This is a genomic window from Sporosarcina sp. resist, from assembly GCF_014302295.1.
Lineage (GTDB): Bacteria > Bacillota > Bacilli > Bacillales_A > Planococcaceae > Sporosarcina > Sporosarcina psychrophila.
Map to the genome: position 1 here is coordinate 1,464,484 of NZ_CP060287.1, position 17,058 is coordinate 1,481,541.

18 protein-coding genes and 1 riboswitch are annotated in these 17,058 nt (G+C 40.6%); of the genes, 13 read left to right on the top strand and 5 right to left on the bottom strand.

The window, feature by feature from the left end; genetic code table 11:
• Window positions 1-79: 79 nt before the first annotated feature.
• From H7992_RS07390 to H7992_RS07405, 4 genes are read left to right on the top strand one after another with little or no spacing between them, the layout of a single operon-like run.
• On the top strand, window positions 80-445 hold the full coding sequence (locus H7992_RS07390) for a hypothetical protein (RefSeq protein WP_067207011.1): 366 nt from the start codon (window positions 80-82) through the stop codon (window positions 443-445).
• 29 nt (window positions 446-474) lie between these two features.
• Window positions 475-1,230 carry an NUDIX hydrolase gene (locus H7992_RS07395; protein WP_187047132.1) on the top strand — a complete coding sequence of 252 codons (756 nt, stop codon included), beginning with the start codon at window positions 475-477 and terminating at the stop codon, window positions 1,228-1,230.
• Window positions 1,227-2,024: a protein phosphatase 2C domain-containing protein gene (locus H7992_RS07400; RefSeq protein WP_187047133.1), complete on the top strand. Its 798-nt coding sequence runs from the start codon at window positions 1,227-1,229 to the stop codon at window positions 2,022-2,024. The genes H7992_RS07395 and H7992_RS07400 overlap by 4 nt, the downstream gene beginning before the upstream one ends.
• Before the next feature lie 27 nt (window positions 2,025-2,051).
• Window positions 2,052-2,507, top strand: coding sequence for an SgcJ/EcaC family oxidoreductase (locus H7992_RS07405; RefSeq protein ID WP_187047134.1), 456 nt, complete (start codon window positions 2,052-2,054; stop codon window positions 2,505-2,507).
• Window positions 2,508-2,573: 66 nt separating this feature from the next.
• On the opposite strand, the gene H7992_RS07410 is transcribed toward H7992_RS07405, so the two are convergent.
• Window positions 2,574-2,753 (bottom strand): hypothetical protein, encoded by a 180-nt coding sequence (locus H7992_RS07410; RefSeq protein WP_067207021.1) that lies wholly within the window; start codon window positions 2,751-2,753, stop codon window positions 2,574-2,576.
• Between the two features lie 183 nt (window positions 2,754-2,936).
• Window positions 2,937-3,043: riboswitch (SAM riboswitch) on the top strand.
• Window positions 3,044-3,145: 102 nt separating this feature from the next.
• On the opposite strand from H7992_RS07410, the gene metA reads away from it, so the two are divergent.
• The 3 genes from metA (at window position 3,146) to H7992_RS07425 (ending at window position 6,094) form a co-directional block, all read left to right on the top strand.
• Window positions 3,146-4,054, top strand: a complete 909-nt coding sequence (gene metA, locus H7992_RS07415) for a homoserine O-acetyltransferase MetA (protein ID WP_067207023.1) — start codon at window positions 3,146-3,148, stop codon at window positions 4,052-4,054.
• An 843-nt stretch (window positions 4,055-4,897) separates the two neighbouring features.
• A complete protein-coding gene (locus H7992_RS07420; protein ID WP_187047135.1) occupies window positions 4,898-5,656 on the top strand; it encodes a hypothetical protein in 759 nt (252 codons plus the stop codon).
• Window positions 5,657-5,836: 180 nt separating this feature from the next.
• A complete protein-coding gene (locus H7992_RS07425) occupies window positions 5,837-6,094 on the top strand; it encodes a PepSY domain-containing protein (RefSeq protein ID WP_222618008.1) in 258 nt (85 codons plus the stop codon).
• A gap of 313 nt (window positions 6,095-6,407) precedes the next feature.
• Here H7992_RS07425 and H7992_RS07430 read toward each other — a convergent pair whose 3' ends face one another.
• The gene (locus H7992_RS07430; RefSeq protein ID WP_067207033.1) at window positions 6,408-6,674 is read right to left on the bottom strand and encodes a phosphocarrier protein HPr; all 267 of its coding nucleotides are present in this window, start codon (window positions 6,672-6,674) and stop codon (window positions 6,408-6,410) included.
• Window positions 6,675-6,807: 133 nt separating this feature from the next.
• Here H7992_RS07430 and H7992_RS07435 point away from each other — a divergent pair, with 133 nt between their 5' ends.
• The 4 genes from H7992_RS07435 to H7992_RS07450 all read left to right on the top strand — a co-directional run bounded on the left by H7992_RS07435 (window position 6,808) and on the right by H7992_RS07450 (window position 11,251).
• Entirely contained in the window at window positions 6,808-7,560 is a 753-nt protein-coding gene (locus tag H7992_RS07435) for a DeoR/GlpR family DNA-binding transcription regulator (RefSeq protein ID WP_067213873.1), read from the top strand.
• The gene (gene pfkB, locus H7992_RS07440) at window positions 7,557-8,486 is read left to right on the top strand and encodes a 1-phosphofructokinase (RefSeq protein WP_187047136.1); all 930 of its coding nucleotides are present in this window, start codon (window positions 7,557-7,559) and stop codon (window positions 8,484-8,486) included. The genes H7992_RS07435 and pfkB overlap by 4 nt, the downstream gene beginning before the upstream one ends.
• Window positions 8,486-10,399, top strand: coding sequence for a PTS fructose transporter subunit IIABC (locus tag H7992_RS07445; protein WP_187047821.1), 1,914 nt, complete (start codon window positions 8,486-8,488; stop codon window positions 10,397-10,399). Before pfkB ends, H7992_RS07445 begins: the two co-directional genes overlap by 1 nt.
• A gap of 141 nt (window positions 10,400-10,540) precedes the next feature.
• Window positions 10,541-11,251, top strand: coding sequence for a YetF domain-containing protein (locus H7992_RS07450; protein WP_255428617.1), 711 nt, complete (start codon window positions 10,541-10,543; stop codon window positions 11,249-11,251).
• Window positions 11,252-11,312: 61 nt separating this feature from the next.
• Here the strand turns inward: H7992_RS07450 and H7992_RS07455 are convergent, their stop codons facing one another.
• Both H7992_RS07455 and H7992_RS07460 read right to left on the bottom strand, forming a co-directional pair.
• A complete protein-coding gene (locus tag H7992_RS07455) occupies window positions 11,313-12,506 on the bottom strand; it encodes an NAD(P)-dependent malic enzyme (RefSeq protein WP_067207040.1) in 1,194 nt (397 codons plus the stop codon).
• Between the two features lie 1,286 nt (window positions 12,507-13,792).
• Window positions 13,793-14,452 carry an HAD family hydrolase gene (locus H7992_RS07460; RefSeq protein WP_187047137.1) on the bottom strand — a complete coding sequence of 220 codons (660 nt, stop codon included), beginning with the start codon at window positions 14,450-14,452 and terminating at the stop codon, window positions 13,793-13,795.
• A 115-nt stretch (window positions 14,453-14,567) separates the two neighbouring features.
• Here H7992_RS07460 and H7992_RS07465 point away from each other — a divergent pair, with 115 nt between their 5' ends.
• Together H7992_RS07465 and H7992_RS07470 are read left to right on the top strand one after the other, a co-directional pair.
• Window positions 14,568-15,476 (top strand): RluA family pseudouridine synthase, encoded by a 909-nt coding sequence (locus H7992_RS07465; RefSeq protein ID WP_187047138.1) that lies wholly within the window; start codon window positions 14,568-14,570, stop codon window positions 15,474-15,476.
• Window positions 15,477-15,491: 15 nt separating this feature from the next.
• The gene (locus tag H7992_RS07470; protein WP_067207050.1) at window positions 15,492-16,277 is read left to right on the top strand and encodes an MBL fold metallo-hydrolase; all 786 of its coding nucleotides are present in this window, start codon (window positions 15,492-15,494) and stop codon (window positions 16,275-16,277) included.
• 81 nt (window positions 16,278-16,358) lie between these two features.
• Here the strand turns inward: H7992_RS07470 and H7992_RS07475 are convergent, their stop codons facing one another.
• Complete coding sequence (locus H7992_RS07475) at window positions 16,359-17,009, bottom strand: spore coat protein (RefSeq protein ID WP_370569977.1); 651 nt, start codon at window positions 17,007-17,009, stop codon at window positions 16,359-16,361.
• Window positions 17,010-17,058: the final 49 nt, after the last annotated feature.

Genomic DNA, 17,058 nt, shown 5'->3' on the forward strand with positions numbered 1-17,058 from the left:
AAATAGATGGATACTATTTTACGTTGAAAAAACGCCAGCTAACCGAATCACAACTAAAAATTAAGGGAGTGGGGAAAACATGGGAATTAAAAAATCTTCTAATTACCTATCACCTATTGCGCGGATATTTGACAAGTTTTCACGGCAACAAGACGCATCGTTGATTTATGGTGAACCGATTAATTTTGAAAACAAAAAAGTCCTTCCGGTAGCAAAGATTAATTATATTGTTGGCGGGGGAGGCGGCTATTCTAGTGAAACAGGAAACTCTTTAGGTGCCCAAGGAGAAGGGGGCGGGGGACATATCTCCGTCAGACCTTTGGGTGTTTACGAGATAGATGCGGAGAAGGTGAAGTTCAAACCAATCATTGACCTCAAATTTACTTTAACACTAGTTGCTGTTTTTACACTTGGCCTAGTTTGGTTATTAAAAAGGGCTCGCTGAAAATTAATTTGTACGGGGGGAATAATTGAATGTTGTATCGCAGAAAAACGTACACGGTTGAACCAGCGATGTACGAAACGTTTACCCACTTTTTCCACACCTATTTGCTTCCGAATCAGCTGACGCATGGAGCGCAGCTGGTTGGACGGTGGGTCAATGAAGAACGGACGGAGATAATGGCAATGTGGGCATACGATAATAGGGCTCATTATGAGACAGTGGACGGTGGCATCCGAGCATCGGAAATGCATGTTGAAGCACAAAACTATCGGAAATCGTTAGCTCCATTGTTTATCTCTTCAAATGAAGATTTTTTCACTTCAACGGGGAATTACGGGCAATCCCCACAAATCGTAGCTGTTAGTGGTTACATTGTAAATGAGGAAGGACATGTATTACTTGTACGGAACAATCACCGAAATGATACATATGAAATGCCGGGTGGGCGACTTGAACTTGGCGAATCCTTGAAAGAGGCGGTTAAACGGGAAGTACTAGAAGAAACAGGTATCCACGCAGAAATTGGTGATATGACGGGTGTTTATCAAAATATCACGTCAGGCGTTATCTGTATGGTTTTTCGTGGGAGAGCGGTGTCGGGTGTACCAGCTGCGCAGCCTCCTGAAACGATTGATGTACAATTCGTTGACTTTGATATAGCACAAGTAGGAGACTGGGTTAAACGCCCACAATTCGCTTCTAGGGTGGTTGATGCTCGAAATAGCGATACGATTGCTTATGAAAGTTATGAAGTAAGACCGTATAGATTGATTGAGCGCTCATGAATAATCTCACTTGGGTTGGAAGTGAAAAGGACTTTGTCGATGAACGAGATGTACGATGGATTAATCGTGTAGCGGTTGGTCGATTTGGAGGTAATTCTTTAGCGGGACAAACCAAAAATGAAGATGGCTGCGTTATTTGGCAAAATGGGGATTGGGAATTAGCGGCTATTTTGGATGCACATAAAAGTGCTGAAAGTGCGGAACTTGTTGTACAAACACTCGGGCAGCATAAAGAAAAATTGGTAGAGATTTTAGATATGAAAGGTCCTCCACGATTTAAACGTTTGGAAATGAAGTTACTTGAAATTTTTCAATCTGAACAATTTTTGAATGAATGCAGATGTGCCATGGGAGAAACGGCTTGTCTTATCGTTGTCAGGAAAGCTAATTACGTTTGGTGGTTTTCGGTTGGAGATTGTTTAGTATATCTGTTCCATTCGGAATTAATTGCCCTAAATCAGTTTCAACTTAACCAAAGGCAATTCTTTGAATGGATTGGTCAAGTGAATACGTTTGAGCAAGCAGTACCATGCTACACGTCAGGGACGAGGGAAATGAGAAAAGGGAACAATCTTATTTTTTTGACGACTGATGGTTTAGTGGAATGCCCTGGAGAACCTTTTTTGGATCCGTCAAATCTCGTTGCCGCGCTGAAGGAAAAAGAACTTGATGAAAGTATTTCGCAGTTATTGATGGAAATCGAAAGACAAAATGTACGAGACAGTACGACAATTATCGCATGGAATGTGGAAGTAGAAAAGGAGGGCAGCATCCCGAGCGATTATATCGGATGAAGGGGAAAATGACGGGAGGAATTAGATATGGAGGCATCTGAATTAATTGAAATCAAATTCCTTTATTATAACTTAATTCTTGCATGGAATAATCGCGATGCTAAGAGCATGGCCGATCAATTTACAGAGCAAGGCGAATTGATTGGATTTGACGGAAGTCAAGAAATTGGGCGAAATACTATTTTTGCACATTTAGAACCGATATTTGCAGATCATCCGACACCTCCATTTATCAATGTCGTTAAAGATGTGTACTTTTTGAGTGCTGAAGTTGCGATGCTGCGTGCAATCGTCGGGATGATACCTCCGGGCGGAACAGAACTTGACCCCAATTTGAATGCTCATCAAACACTGATTGCAGTAAAAGAAAAGGATGGATGGAAAATAAAACTTTTCCAAAATACACCGGCCCAATTTCACGGAAGACCTGACTTGGTCGAGCAGATTACCAAAGAATTGAAGCAAGTATCTGACTTAGGCTGAAAAAAGTGCCCCGCACCAAGATACCAGTGCGGGGGGTGTTTTAGTTACTGTTCATGACAAAGGTAATCATTTTCTCTTCTTTTCATTTGAGTTCATTCGTTCGCGTTTTGGTTTCAGGGAACGGAGTTCAGCAAACTCGCGGGCTATTTCTTCATTCATGTCGCCCGGTTTTATTTTTTGGTTTTTCGGCGTTTGTGGTAAAGACCGTGCATTATTTCCGCCAGTTTTATTGTCATCTCTTCCCATAGTAACAACTCCTTTCATTTTTTCAGTGCCACGTTAATATGGCTTTTTAAAGAAATATTATTCAGCAATTTTCATGCTGAATTTACGTGAAAATTAAAATAAAAATGTTTGTTTTGATTAATATCGTCAAAAAAGACGGTTTACAAAAGTAGTTTTAATAGTATAATAGTAAATAATTGAATATTCTTATCAAGAGAAGCTGAGGGATATGGCCCTGTGAAGCTTCAGCAACCTCTGACTTAGTCAGGAAGGTGCTACCTCCAACAAGATTTTTTCTTGAGAGATAAGAACAGAGTGCCCAAATTAAACCCTCTTTTCTTGTCTTATAGAAAAGAGGGTTTTTTATATTGAATCATTTGATTCAAACCAAAGTGAAAAGGGAGAGACGACACATGCCGATCAATGTACCGAAACAATTACCAGCAGGAGAACTATTGAAGAAGGAAAAAATATTTGTGATGGATGAAGAACGCGCAACGTCCCAAGATATACGTCCTATGAACATCGCCATTTTAAACTTAATGCCTGAAAAAGAAAGAACAGAGTTGCAGCTGCTACGTCTATTAGGGAATACACCGCTACAAGTAAATGTCACATTTTTGAACACAGCAACTCATGATTCTAAAAACGTTAGTAAAACGCATTTAAACGCATTTTATACAACATTTGAACATGTGAAACATCGTCGTTTCGATGGACTGATTATTACGGGTGCCCCGATTGAGCATTTAGAATTTGAAGACGTTAATTACTGGAAAGAAATAACGGAGATTATGGAATGGTCAAAAGAAAATGTAACCTCTGTTTTACATATTTGTTGGGGTGCCCAAGCAGCACTCTATCACCATTATGGAATCGGGAAATTTGAATTGCCGAAAAAATGCTCAGGCGTTTTTACGCATCGACTATCCGACCCAACGATTAATCTTGCACGTGGTTTTAATGACGAATTTAAAGCACCGCATTCACGTTATACATCCGTTTCAACTGAGGAAATAAAAAATGATCCCCGTCTACACTTGCTTGCTAAATCAGAGGATGCAGGGGCATTCATCGTCATTTCTAAAGATAATAAACATATTATGATCACAGGTCATTTGGAATACGATGCGGATACGTTGGCGGAGGAATATGCACGTGATTTGCAAAAAGGAGTCGGTATTGATATCCCGGAAAATTATTTTCCGAATGATGATCCAAGCAAAGAGCCGTTGAATACATGGCGTTCCCATACGCATCTACTCTTCTCCAACTGGCTAAATTATTATGTGTATCAAGAAACACCTTATGAATGGGAATAACTAGTTAATGACAAATGTATCAATTAAACCAGGTCTGTAGATTAACCATTTATTTACATAAAATACTGGTGAGTAGGGCTTGATGACCTTCATTTTCACTGCATTATTTTCGGCCCGCTTTCGACTAACTATTCATGACAGATTTACTGAGGGGTCCGAGTGTGGCTAGAAGTGACTCCGTCACTTCTAGCCACACTCTTTTTAGTAATACTATTGCGAATAGTTGCCTGTCGCGTTCCTACACTATTCAAGTGGAAAATGCAGTTGTTTTGGAAGAATAGAATAGATGACATTCTATGAAGGGTGTAAGTGCCCGAAGATGCAATTTCGGGCACTCTTGGACGATGTACAATACGTTCCTTTCTTACTTTTAGCAAAGATTATACATCTAATCATGTGATACCTTATAGCAAGTGCCACTTCTTTACTAAAAAAAAGAAAAAACCATATAGAAAGCTTCAGCCGCCAAAATTGCATCTTTGGCGGCTTTTCTCCGACTTGGATGTCAGCTATTCTTTCATCAAAAAAAGCATAAGCACTACAAGTACTTTTGCATCCAGACATCCCGCTAATTGAATAGAAGTCATTCAATCCGAAGCAATCCAAAAATGCAACTATACAAGTAGCGCCCGGAAGGTAATTATGTTATTCACTAGTTAGTTTTGGTTAATCAACAGGTCTGCAATTAACCAAACCAGAAAATGACTGCTTACTATTTTGCAAAAAACTCTAGATTCCTGGCGTATAGGTGCTTTTTTAAAGAAAGTGGTTAATCATCAGACGTGACTCAATGACCCTTTTGTCGTGAATTGCATAAGCTAATACGACGAGGGGGTAAGTGAGATGGGGTTGTTTATTAACAAAAATGGGCACCCGGATGTTTTTAAAAATAATGCAGACATTTTAGGGAGGAACCAAGAACACTATAAAATAGATCCGATAGCGGAATGGATGAAGGAACATAGGGAAGCGTCTCATTCGGTTGGTGAACAGTTCAATATCATGGAAACCTTACTAAAGCAACAGAAAAACACACAATCCAATCAATTGAAATCAATCCATAATCGTTTGAATGAAATCAAGGAAAGTGATTTCCGACATGAAAAGTTTGGAAAAGATGTTATGAAGTCGTTAAAAAAAGTAGAAACTAAAAACGAAATGTTACAACGTACGTTGATACATGAGCGAATAATGAATCGAGAATTCATCGGGAAAGTGAATGAGGTCAGCCAGTCAAATGAAGAAATTGTCAATAGTATAGAAATGCTGACTTCTGCAAATGAGGAAATTGTAGTCAAAATGAATGAACAATTAGATTATCAAAAGCTGTTGTCAGAGCAACTATTGAAACAAGAAGATATACAAAAAGACGTGATCAGCAGGCTGGACAACCAAGAAGGATTGCTAGGGAAAGTGATAAGGCAACTGGATTATCTACGCTCAGTCCTATACGAGCGAACCAACTTTTTATCAGAGAAAATAGAAGGTAGTTACAGCATGACGTCTTCGTATCTATCCAAATTATTGACCAGATCGGATCCAGTTTCGGCACGTTTTATGTTGAGCCAAAAGCAGGAAGAAAAAGAGGAGAACGTTGATTGAAAGGTATGGCTATTTAATGATGGAAAACATCATTACAATTAAGCAAGCCTCAAGTGCAAATCATATACCTAGGAACTGCTTAATTGTCTTTTCAGTTATGGGCTTAGGGATTCAGCACATATTAGCCATCCTTGAATAGAATGTTAAGGACAACGGGATAATCGAATTGGAGGAGATTGGGTGACGAATCAGAATCGACAAAATCAAAACCAACATTGGCATGAACATTATCAGAACCCACAATACCGGAGGATTACAATAAATCAGGCGATGGCCATTGCATTAGAGCGGGTTCCAGGCCAGGTCGTAAAAGCGGAATTAGATTACGACGATGGAATGCTGGTATATGAAATTGACGTAAGAACGGCAGAAGGTCATAAGTATGAAGTTAAAATTGATGCGAATACAGGTGCAGTCCTCAGAGTGAAACTAGATTAATGAAACTATATGTGAACAGCCACGAATGGTAACTGATACCATCCGTGGCTGTTCTTTTTTTGATGTTTAGGAAATTATGAAATCTCGTACTGTGGATAAGTTGTAACTTAGTGATTTTACGTCTAGACTCCAGCGCCTAGCCCCTGGAGACGTGGGTCATGCAGCTATTGAAAAGGATATCGCGATCCTAAGGTTGCCTTCCTCTGTCGCTTCTAACCTATAGGTCCACCGGGAGGGATTGAACGGGCGATTGCGCTTATGTTCATGAAATTGATTAGAGATCTTTTGCTACTATCACAACTCGAGATTGTTATTACTTTCCAAGGCCTTCGGATTCCATAATTGCATCGACTTTTGCAATTGCATCCGCTTCATCTTCACCATCCGCCGCAATTGTAATGGTAGTGCCTGAAGCTACTCCAAGTGACATAACACCTAAAATGGATTTCAGATTTACTTTTTTACCGACGTATTCCAGTGTAATATCCGATTTGAAAGAACTAACCGCACTAACGAGAGCGGATGTTGGACGGGCATGTAAACCAGCAGTACCTAAAATGGTGTATTGTTTTTCTATCAATGTGTATTCCTCCTAATTGTTAGTATCAATTACTGTATTATAAAAGTTGGTGACTGACTATGGAAGATTATGATTGATTATGAAAGGGATTTCAAGTAATATGAGTTTACAGCTAATTAGAGGTGGTGTTCATATGTTGACAAATGAACGATATGAATTGATTTTGAATTTATTGACTGAGAAAAAGACAGTTAAAATTCAAGAGTTAGTCGATGCGACATCCGCGTCAGAGTCAACAATTCGCAGGGATTTGAACGATCTCGAAGACTTAAATAAATTGGATCGTATCCATGGAGGCGCTACAATAAGCGAGCGAATCACAAAAGAACTTAGTATTTCGGATAAAGCATCCAAAAACCTTCAAGAGAAGATTCAGCTTGCTACTTATGCCGCTTCTTTTGTCCAAGATGGGGATTGTATTTTTCTTGATGCAGGGACTACCACTTTGCAGATGATTCCTTATTTAAAGAATAAAAAAGTGACCGTTGTGACGAATGGATTGACACATGTTGATTCATTGATGGAATACGAAATAACGACTTATTTGACGGGTGGCTATATAAAATCCCGCACGCGTGCCCTTGTGGGACCTCAAACAATCCAGACGCTTGGCGACTATCAGTTTGACAAATGCTTTCTTGGCGTCAACGGATTCCATTTGGAAATCGGCTATACAACGCCAGATCCAGAAGAAGCCGCTGTTAAAAGGCTTGCTTCTACACTCTCGAGAAAAACATATGTCGTGACGGATCATTCAAAATATAACAAAGTAAGTTTTGCTACTATTATGCCACTCGATAAAGCCGTATTGATAGTAAGTGATTTCGAAAAACAAGCTATCAACTTATTGGAGCAAAAAACAACAGTAAAGGTGGGGAAATCATGATTTATACGTGCACAATCACACCCTCGCTTGATTATACTACCTATTTACCCGAATTCAGGAGCGGTAAACTGAACCGTTCTAAAGATGTATATTACTATCCCGGGGGAAAGGGAATAAACGTGTCCCGTGTGTTAAGCCGATTAGAAGTTAGCAACATCGCTTTAGGTTTTGTAGGTGGGTTCACAGGTGACTATATTCAACAATCTCTACATTCAGAAGGGGTTCATACGGACTTTATCCAAACTGAAGAAATTACGCGCATCAATGTGAAAATCAAAGCCGATAAAGAAACTGAGTTAAATGGTCCTGGTCCTGATATAACACTAGAACAGCAACAGCAATTGATGGCGAAAGTGCAGAACATGAAAAAAGGTGATTGGTTCGTTCTTGCGGGCCGTCTTCCTGAATCAATAGCGAAAACTTTTTTCGAGGATATCGCAACTATCTGCAATGACAATGGCGTACATTTCGTTCTTGATACATCGGGTCCTGCGTTAAAACGGTTGATCGACATGAAGCCATTTCTTATTAAACCAAACGAACAGGAGCTTGGTGAATTGTTCGATACGGTAATAGAAAACAAACAGCAAGCACACCATTACGCTAAGAAACTTATTGAAAAAGGTGTCGAACATGTCATCGTTTCCATGGGCGGGGAAGGGGCACTGCTCGTTACGAAAGAGGTTGCTGTTTTTGCGGAAGCGCCAAAAGGGGAAGTTGTGAATACAGTGGGGGCTGGTGATTCACTTGTATCCGGGTTTCTTGCATCCTTTACGAAAGAGTGGGATCCAGTTAAGGCATTCCGATCGGGTGTTGCAAGCGGAAGTGCAACAGCTTTTAGAGTGGATCTTTGTGAGAAAAAAGATGTACTAGCATTGCTGGACCAAGTATTGATTAGTTCATTAGATAAGGGGGATATGAGATGATGAAAATCACACAATTATTAACTGAAGCTACAATTATTTTGGATGTGAAAGCTACATCTAAACAGGATATATTGACAGAACTGATAAATCAGTTCGATCGTGCAGGAAATTTGAATGATACAGGGGCATTTACAAAAGATATTTTGGCCCGAGAAGAGCAAGGGACGACGGGAATCGGCGATGGAATTGCGATTCCACATGCGAAATCAGCAGCTGTTAAGGTACCGGGAATCGCATTTGGACGTTCTTTACCAGGTATCGATTACGCATCGCTAGACGGCCAGCCGGCTCATCTGTTTTTCATGATTGCTGCGAGCGAAGGAGCAAATAACGACCATTTGGAAGCGCTATCAAGACTAGCTACATTTTTGATGGATTCAAACTTTAGAGAAAAAATTCTAAATGCTACGTCAAAAAATGAAATTCTACAAGCGGTCAATGACAAGGAAATCGAGTTGGAAGGACCTGAAGAGATAGATGAATCAAAATCATCACTTTCACCTACATCGAAAATACTTGCTGTTACTGCGTGTCCAACGGGAATAGCGCATACCTACATGGCGGCACAAAAACTAACTGACAAAGCGAAAGAAATGGGCATTTCATTGAAAGTGGAAACGAACGGTTCGTCTGGCGTGAAAAACCGTTTGACAGACGCGGATATTGCGGAAGCGGATGCCATTATTGTTGCCGCAGATACCAAAGTTGAAATGGCTCGGTTTAACGGTAAGCCGGTCATACAGACGAAAGTCGGCAAGGCAATCTATGAAACGGAAGAATTGTTGAATCGTGCAATCATTAAAGACGCACCAATCTACAAACATGATAAGTCTAAAGAGGATAGTGACACTTCCGAAACCAAAAACGGTTTTTATAAACATTTAATGAATGGTGTGTCCAATATGCTACCGTTTGTTGTTGGTGGCGGAATTTTAATTGCGTTATCGTTCTTCTGGGGTATAAATTCAAGTGATCCGAATAGTGCAGATTACAATGCATTCGCAGCAATGCTAAATACAATAGGCGGTGGAAATGCATTCTTCTTGATGGTTCCTGTATTAGCAGGATTCATCGCGTCGAGTATCGCGGACCGCCCCGGATTTGCTCCAGGTATGGTCGGTGGATTAATCGCGATTACGGTTACAGGTGTTGACGGTGTCAGCGGGGGCTCTGGATTTCTAGGCGGAATCATTGCCGGTTTCCTAGCAGGGTATGTAACAGTTCTTGTTAAAAAAGCATTTGCGGCATTACCCGATGCACTTGAAGGATTAAAACCGGTGTTGTTTTATCCAGTGTTCGGTATTGCGATTACTGGACTCATTATGATGATGATCAATCCTCCTTTGACTAAATTATATACGGGTATGTCAGTATTTTTAGAAGGGCTTGGTGGAACAAACCAGGTACTAGTCGGTATATTATTAGGTGCGATGATGGCAATTGACATGGGTGGGCCGATTAATAAAGCCGCATACACATTCGGTATTGCGATGCTCGATGCACAGAACTTCGGATTCATTGCGACGGTTATGGCAGCGGGGATGGTACCGCCACTAGGCATGGCAATTGCCACGACATTGTTCAAAAAACGATTTACAAAACAAGAGCGTGAAGCGGGGAAAACGGCTTATGTCCTTGGGGCTTGTTTTATAACGGAGGGTGTCATTCCGTTTGCGGCGGCAGACCCGGCACGTGTTATTCCAGCATCGGTAGCTGGAGCTGCATTGACTGGTGGACTTACAATGCTATTTGATATTGGGTTACGTGCACCGCATGGTGGCGTCTTCGTTATGGGGCTTGTCGATGGTGGTATTGGAAAAGTATTGCTATATGCATTGGCGATAGTCGCTGGGGCCATGGTTACAGGTTTACTTGCGGGTATATTGAAGAAGAACAAAATACAGGCGATATAAAAATAGAGAGAGCTGTCCAAAAAGTCATTCGCAGATGGCTATAGGCGGAGCTCTCTTTTTTTACAAGTAAACGCCTAGTCATTTACATGTATAGGCAATGCGCAACAGTGGAACACTCTCTGTAAAGCGGAGGTGTGAACTTTGGATGACTTTTTTGAAGTGGACTTTTGGGAAATGATTATGAGGGTGACGGTTACATTTTTTGTCCTCCTTATACTTGCACGATTTATGGGGAAAAAACAAATTTCTCAACTGACGTTTTTCCATTACGTAACCGGTATTACGATAGGGTCCATCGCGGGAGAAATCGCGGGAGTATCCAAAACCCCATTATTGGATGGACTCGTAGCAATGGTTTGGTGGGCATTCCTGACGATACTTATGAGCTACATTGCATTTAAATCTAAAAAGGCGCGGATTCTTCTTGATGATCAGCCTACTATCGTTGTATATGAAGGGAAAATAGTTGAAGCTTCCTTGAAGAAGCTACGTCTCCACCTTAATGATTTGGGTATGATGCTACGTGAACAAAGTATTTTTTCGATTAAAGATGTCCATTATGCAATACTTGAAACAAACGGTGAGTTAAGTGTTTTAAAGAAAGCTGGACTAGAAGCCGCCACGAAAAAAGATGTAAATGCTACTATACAGGTTCCTAAATATATACCAACCGAAGTAATAGCAGAAGGGAAAATTTCGAAAGGGAATTTAGCGGAACTAAATTTGACGGAAGAGTGGTTGTTTGAACAGTTGAAAAAGCAGGGTATTGGCAATGTGGAAAATGTATTTTATGCCGAGGTTCAAACAGATGGAAGTCTTCACGTAGATATGAAGTCCGAAGATGGAAAATAAGGAAAAGCGTTGCGAAAAGGATAGAACTTTTCGCGACGCTTTTCAATGGAGTGTTCTATAATTAGTGGACAGCACACATAAGAGCAGATACTCCCGACTCAATTGCTGCTTTACTTACCGCCTGTGTAACGGCTTTTACAACTCTTTCATCAAAAGGATCAGGAACAATATAATCATCGCGTAATTCGGATTCATTGATCAATGATGCAATAGCATAAGTCGCAGCCAGCTTCATGCTTTCATTTATTTCTGTTGCCCGGACATCCAGTGCCCCTCGGAAAATACCAGGAAACGCGAGCACATTGTTCACTTGATTTGGATAATCGGATCTGCCGGTCGCTATGATGCGAACTCCATATGCTTTTGCCAAAGCAGGCGCGATTTCAGGGTCTGGATTGGCCAAAGCAAAGACAATCGGGTCGATGCTCATGGAGTCGATAAGTTCCTTCGTCAATAAATTAGCAGCAGAAACACCTATGAATATGTCAGCATCCGTCATAGCAATTTGTAACGAGCCTGTTAAGTCGTTAGGATTTGTAATCTCAGCAATTTCATCTTTAGTGGCATTCATGCCATTGGGGCGACCTTTGTAAATAATGCCTTTTGAATCACAGATGACAATCTGCTCAAATCCAATATTCTTGAGATGTTTCACTATTGCAATACCTGCAGCACCGGCACCATTGATCACTATTTTAACTGTCTCCATACTTTTATTAACTACCTTTAGAGCATTTAATAAACCCGCACCAACAACGATTGCAGTACCATGCTGATCATCATGGAACACAGGGATATCGCACTCTTCACGTAATCTTTTTTCAATTTCAAAGCAGCGCGGAGCGGATATATCTTCCAAATTGATCCCGCCGAATGTCGGGCTGATGGCTTTAATTGTTTGAACGATGATATCAACATCTTTAGTACCTAGACAGATTGGAAACGAGTCAATGTTAGCATATCTCTTTAACAGCATCGCTTTCCCTTCCATTACCGGAAGTGCTGCTTCGGGTCCTATATCACCTAAGCCTAACACGGCAGTTCCATCTGTAATTACTGCCACTAGATTCCCTTTGATTGTATAGTCGTATACCGCATAGGGGTTTTTTGCGATTTCTAAACACGGATCTGCTACTCCTGGAGAATAAGCTAGGCTGAGATCTACACTGTTTTCAAGCGGGACCTTCGATACAGTTTCCATTTTTCCTGTATGAATACGATGCATTTCTAAAGAAGATTGATAACGACTCGTCATTAAATATACCCCATTCCACTTCGTATTTTTTAACTGTTGTTATAAATTTTTACCATGAACTCGAAAAAAACACAAGTCAGAAAATTCAACACAGTTAGATAATTAAGGGAATGTAGCGCTTACATTAGCTTTGTTGCAACGTTTAAGATTAATATATTTTATTTTGATGAAAATCAGTAATACGCTCAAAATAACAAATTCACTATATATATTGAATTAAAGATTCCCATTGAATCTACTGTGGTGCTCAATAATGAGAGAGTTGTAATTCGGGGTGTGGATTGTAGAACGCTTGGTGCTTTAGGGATACCTTCCGCCGTAAGCCGGGATTAGCGCTTCGCATCCAGTCTTACGGCTTCGGCGACCCCTTTGCCGCGCCTGCACTAGGGTGTTCATTACCGAGAGAAATGTGATTTTGAGATGTATATGCTGAGATTATAATGTGATTACTAGTTGATACTACTTATAGTCAAGAAAGATGCACTCCAGGTTGCAGATTTCATCCCTGAAAATGAAATGCGCTTTCTTACATAGACCATCTAGCGAAGGCGCGTCTTCGTGGTAGCCGGAGCGATAAGACTGAAAGTGGTCTTCTTTCTGGCTTATCGCGGGAGGCATCCACAAAGCGTCGAAGCGGTATTAGGGGGAATTCTAATTCATTCCAATTACAAGGGCTTTTTCAGTGGCCTCCCAAAAGCCCTTGTAAAGCGCATACGCCGTATTCATTTGTTCAACATATATAGACTTCAATCAAGTGAGAAATCGAGCGAAGAGGGAGGAAAAGTATACATATTATCACGTCTGTTGATTAACGAAAAAGCTGCGTAGGACGCGACAAAGTCGCATCCTACGCAGCAAGAAATTCTGATGATTGTATAGTAGTCGTTCAGTTCAATGCAATCCGAAGCACCTGTACATAGAGTAACTAGTGTTTTATCAAAAAAGTAAGCAGTCATCTGTTTAACCTATCTAGAAAATAGGTGTTTCGCGCTTTTGATACAAGGTAAGAAAGTATAAGTTTATCTACATGGATTGGTGTCTAGACTTCAGACGCCAGCCCCTCGAGTCGCTTCAGAATTGATGGTAAAGGCAAAGAGCGCCTTTACCATCAATTCCTCCAGCGCTTGTCGGGGCTAAAACGGCGTCTTGCGCTTTTCCTTACGTCTAGACTCCAGCGCCTAGCTCCTCGGGTCACTTCAGTCTTGCTGATAAAGGCAAAGAACGCCTTTATCTTCAAGCCTTTCAGTGCCTGTCGGAGCTGAACAGGCGCTTGCGCTTTTTCATACTCAAATTATTTCCCATTCACGTTCTTTAGCTATAGCTTTTAAGCGGGGTTCAGGTCGAACGGCGACTGGGTTCCCGACAAGTTCTAGAACAGACAAATCGGAAAAACTATCTCCGTAGGCGAAACTATTTTGCCAGTCGATTTCTTTTCCTTGTAGTACTTCTTGAATCTTCTCGTTTTTTCGAGGACCTTGTATATGATAGATTGGCGTCCGCTTATCGGTTTTGCCCTCCTTCATAGGAATTTCGGTACCGATGATGGTGTCGAACTGCAACTCCTTTGTGACGGATTGCAAAAGGGACGTGTAGGCACCAGAAACAAGCATTATATGTATGTTTTCAGCAGCATGCTCTTTTAAACGTGTGATGACTTCAGGATTAAAACCTTCTCGTACCCGATCGGTTAATTCCCCGAAATAGGTATCTAATTCTGTAATGGACATTTGCCCAAGCGCATTCAAGTAGATTTGCATAGAACGTTCTTTCATCTTGGCTTCTGGAACCAGTTTTAACTTGTGTCCGATATAAGGTGGAAGGATGGCCCGATAAAATCGTTTGTAGTTTGGATGATGGACGGGGTGGTATCTTAAATGGTTCATTAGTAGTTGAAAAGTTTCATCTGAATACAGTGTTCCATCAAAATCGAATATCGCAACTCGCATAAAAATCCCCTTTTTCCTGCTATTTGTAATTAATTCCTTGATTTTATCATACAGCGTTTGTAATGTAGAGGCAATTTGAGGATAATAAGAAGTGAGAGCGAGGAGTTTATTAATTATGAAAAAAAATCATAAGAATTCAGCAAGCAGAAAAGAAGATACATCCGTTTATACAGTGAAAGAACCCATGGAGTTATTACCCTTTCTATTGGAAATGATGTCTAAAAGTAGCCGCAACTCGGTGAAATCTATACTGACACGTGGACAGGTCACGGTGAATGGCAAGATGGTAACGCAACATAATCATCCACTTCAGGCTGGACAACATGTTGAAATCCTTAAAAATCGAGCGGCGATGAAAGAAGAGACGTTGGTCGGTGTCACTATCTTGCATGAAGATGACGATATCATTGTTATTAATAAAGAAGCAGGTCTGCTATCAGTCGCTTCAAAAAATCCGGAAGACATGACCGCTTACAGACAGCTAATGGACTATGTAAAAGAAACCAATCCAAGAAACCGAGTTTATGTCGTTCACCGCCTTGATAGAGATACATCGGGTGTGATGTTGTTCGCGAAAAATGAAGAAGTGAAAAATGGAATGCAAGCTGCTTGGAATGAAGTCGTGAAAGAACGTACGTATACGGCACTTGTTGAGGGTGCTGTTAGAAAAAAAGAAGGTACGATTTCATCATGGCTTAAGGAAAGTAAAACATTCAAAGTATACTCAAATCCAACTGATAATGGTGGGCAACATGCTGTAACACATTACAAAAAGCTCCAGTCGAATAGTAACTACTCGTTACTTGAAGTTCAACTGGAAACAGGTCGTAAAAATCAGATTCGCGTTCATATGGAAGACATTGGTCACCCAATTGTTGGCGATAAAAAGTACGGATCTAGCGTTAACCCGATTAAACGGATTGGCCTTCATGCTACGGCATTGGCACTTTTACATCCGCGTACTGGAGAACTCGTCCGTTTCAAAGCGGATGTGCCATCTTCACTAATTTCGAAGTCAAAATGATCGGTTGGTGTGTTCATGAAAATTATATCTTATGATGATTTACAACAAGCTGAGATGGTTCTTTCATTTGGTAAGCAAAAATTGACTGTTTCCGTCTTTATGATAGACGGGTTATTAATTGATACTGGACCAGCTAAAATGAAAGCAAAACTCATACCTTTGTTTGAACAGTGGGATATAACGAAAGTGATCTTAACGCACCACCACGAAGATCATACGGGATTGGCATATTGGCTTCAAGAAAATACGGAATTCCCGATTTACATTCATGAATCGGGAATTAAAGACTGTGAAAATCGTACAAAGTTGCCTTTTTATCGTAAAGTTTTTTGGGGAGATAGAGAACCGTTCCAACCGATTGAATTGAATGACACGATTACAACAGATAACTACAATTGGGATGTCATTCATACACCTGGTCACGCACATGATCATGTTGCGTTGTTTAATCAGGAAAAAGGTTGGATGTTTGGCGGTGATCTGTATATACAACCGACTCCGAAAAGTTTGTTTGCCTTTGAATCTGTTCCGGAAATTATTACATCATTAAAGAAAATATTGACGTATGATTTTGAAACGTATATTTGCTCCCATGCAGGGGTAAAAGTTAGAGGTAGACAGGCGATTGAGAAAAAGTTGGATTATTTGGAGGGCGTACAACAAGAAGTTCAATCGCTCAATAATCAAGGAATGACTTCGCATGCAATAAGAAAAAAACTATTTCCCAAAAGTCATCCGATGCATTACTTATCCTTCTTTGAAAATTCACCAAAACATATCGTCAACTCGATTTTAAAATGACTTGCAGGCATTGCAATTAGTGGGTGTTAATAAGAAAATCAGGTACATACTAGAATTCTAGTGTGCACCTGATTTTTTTGATTATTGAAGCGTGTTATTTGGCATTCCGGGTTGACCTTGTGAAGAGGCGAACGAATTCAATAATTGTTGCATATCTTGTGCGGCAAGCTGTGGCACTTGGTAATAATGATGTTTGTTTTGGTAAATCGCCAGTTCATAAGCCATTTCTATACAGTTAGGTACAGAGTCAGCAAGTACGCGACGAACAACGGGGTTACATGTTTCGGTTGCAGCCATCGTTTTCATCGATGCTCCAGCCTTTGCGGAGCCTAGTAAAAAGCCTGAAATGATTTCATCCGATATGTCTGCCACGGACTGCATCGGTTTTTTCGGTTGAGACGGTTTCATACCATATACGAAGTCATTACCTTGTTTCATCTCATACCTTCCTGTAGGATGCGATGGATTTTGTCCAGTTTTGAAACATTCAACTGTAATGTTATATTCATCTAAAGCAAAGCGGTATTGGCGATCCAAAATGTCAAGTAACTCGGGATCTTTCACATGTGTTCGTAATAGCATTGCTTGGTTCAGACATGCGACAGTCCCAGATAATGCCTCGTGGACGTCAAATAATTCATGACCACCATGATTCAGCTGTTGCGGAACGCTTCCCGTATGCATGTTTTCGTGAGTTTGATCGTTCGATTGACCGAATGGATTTTGCGTCACTGTATAAATTCCTCCTTTATGGTTGTTGATTTTCATCAACCATAGTATG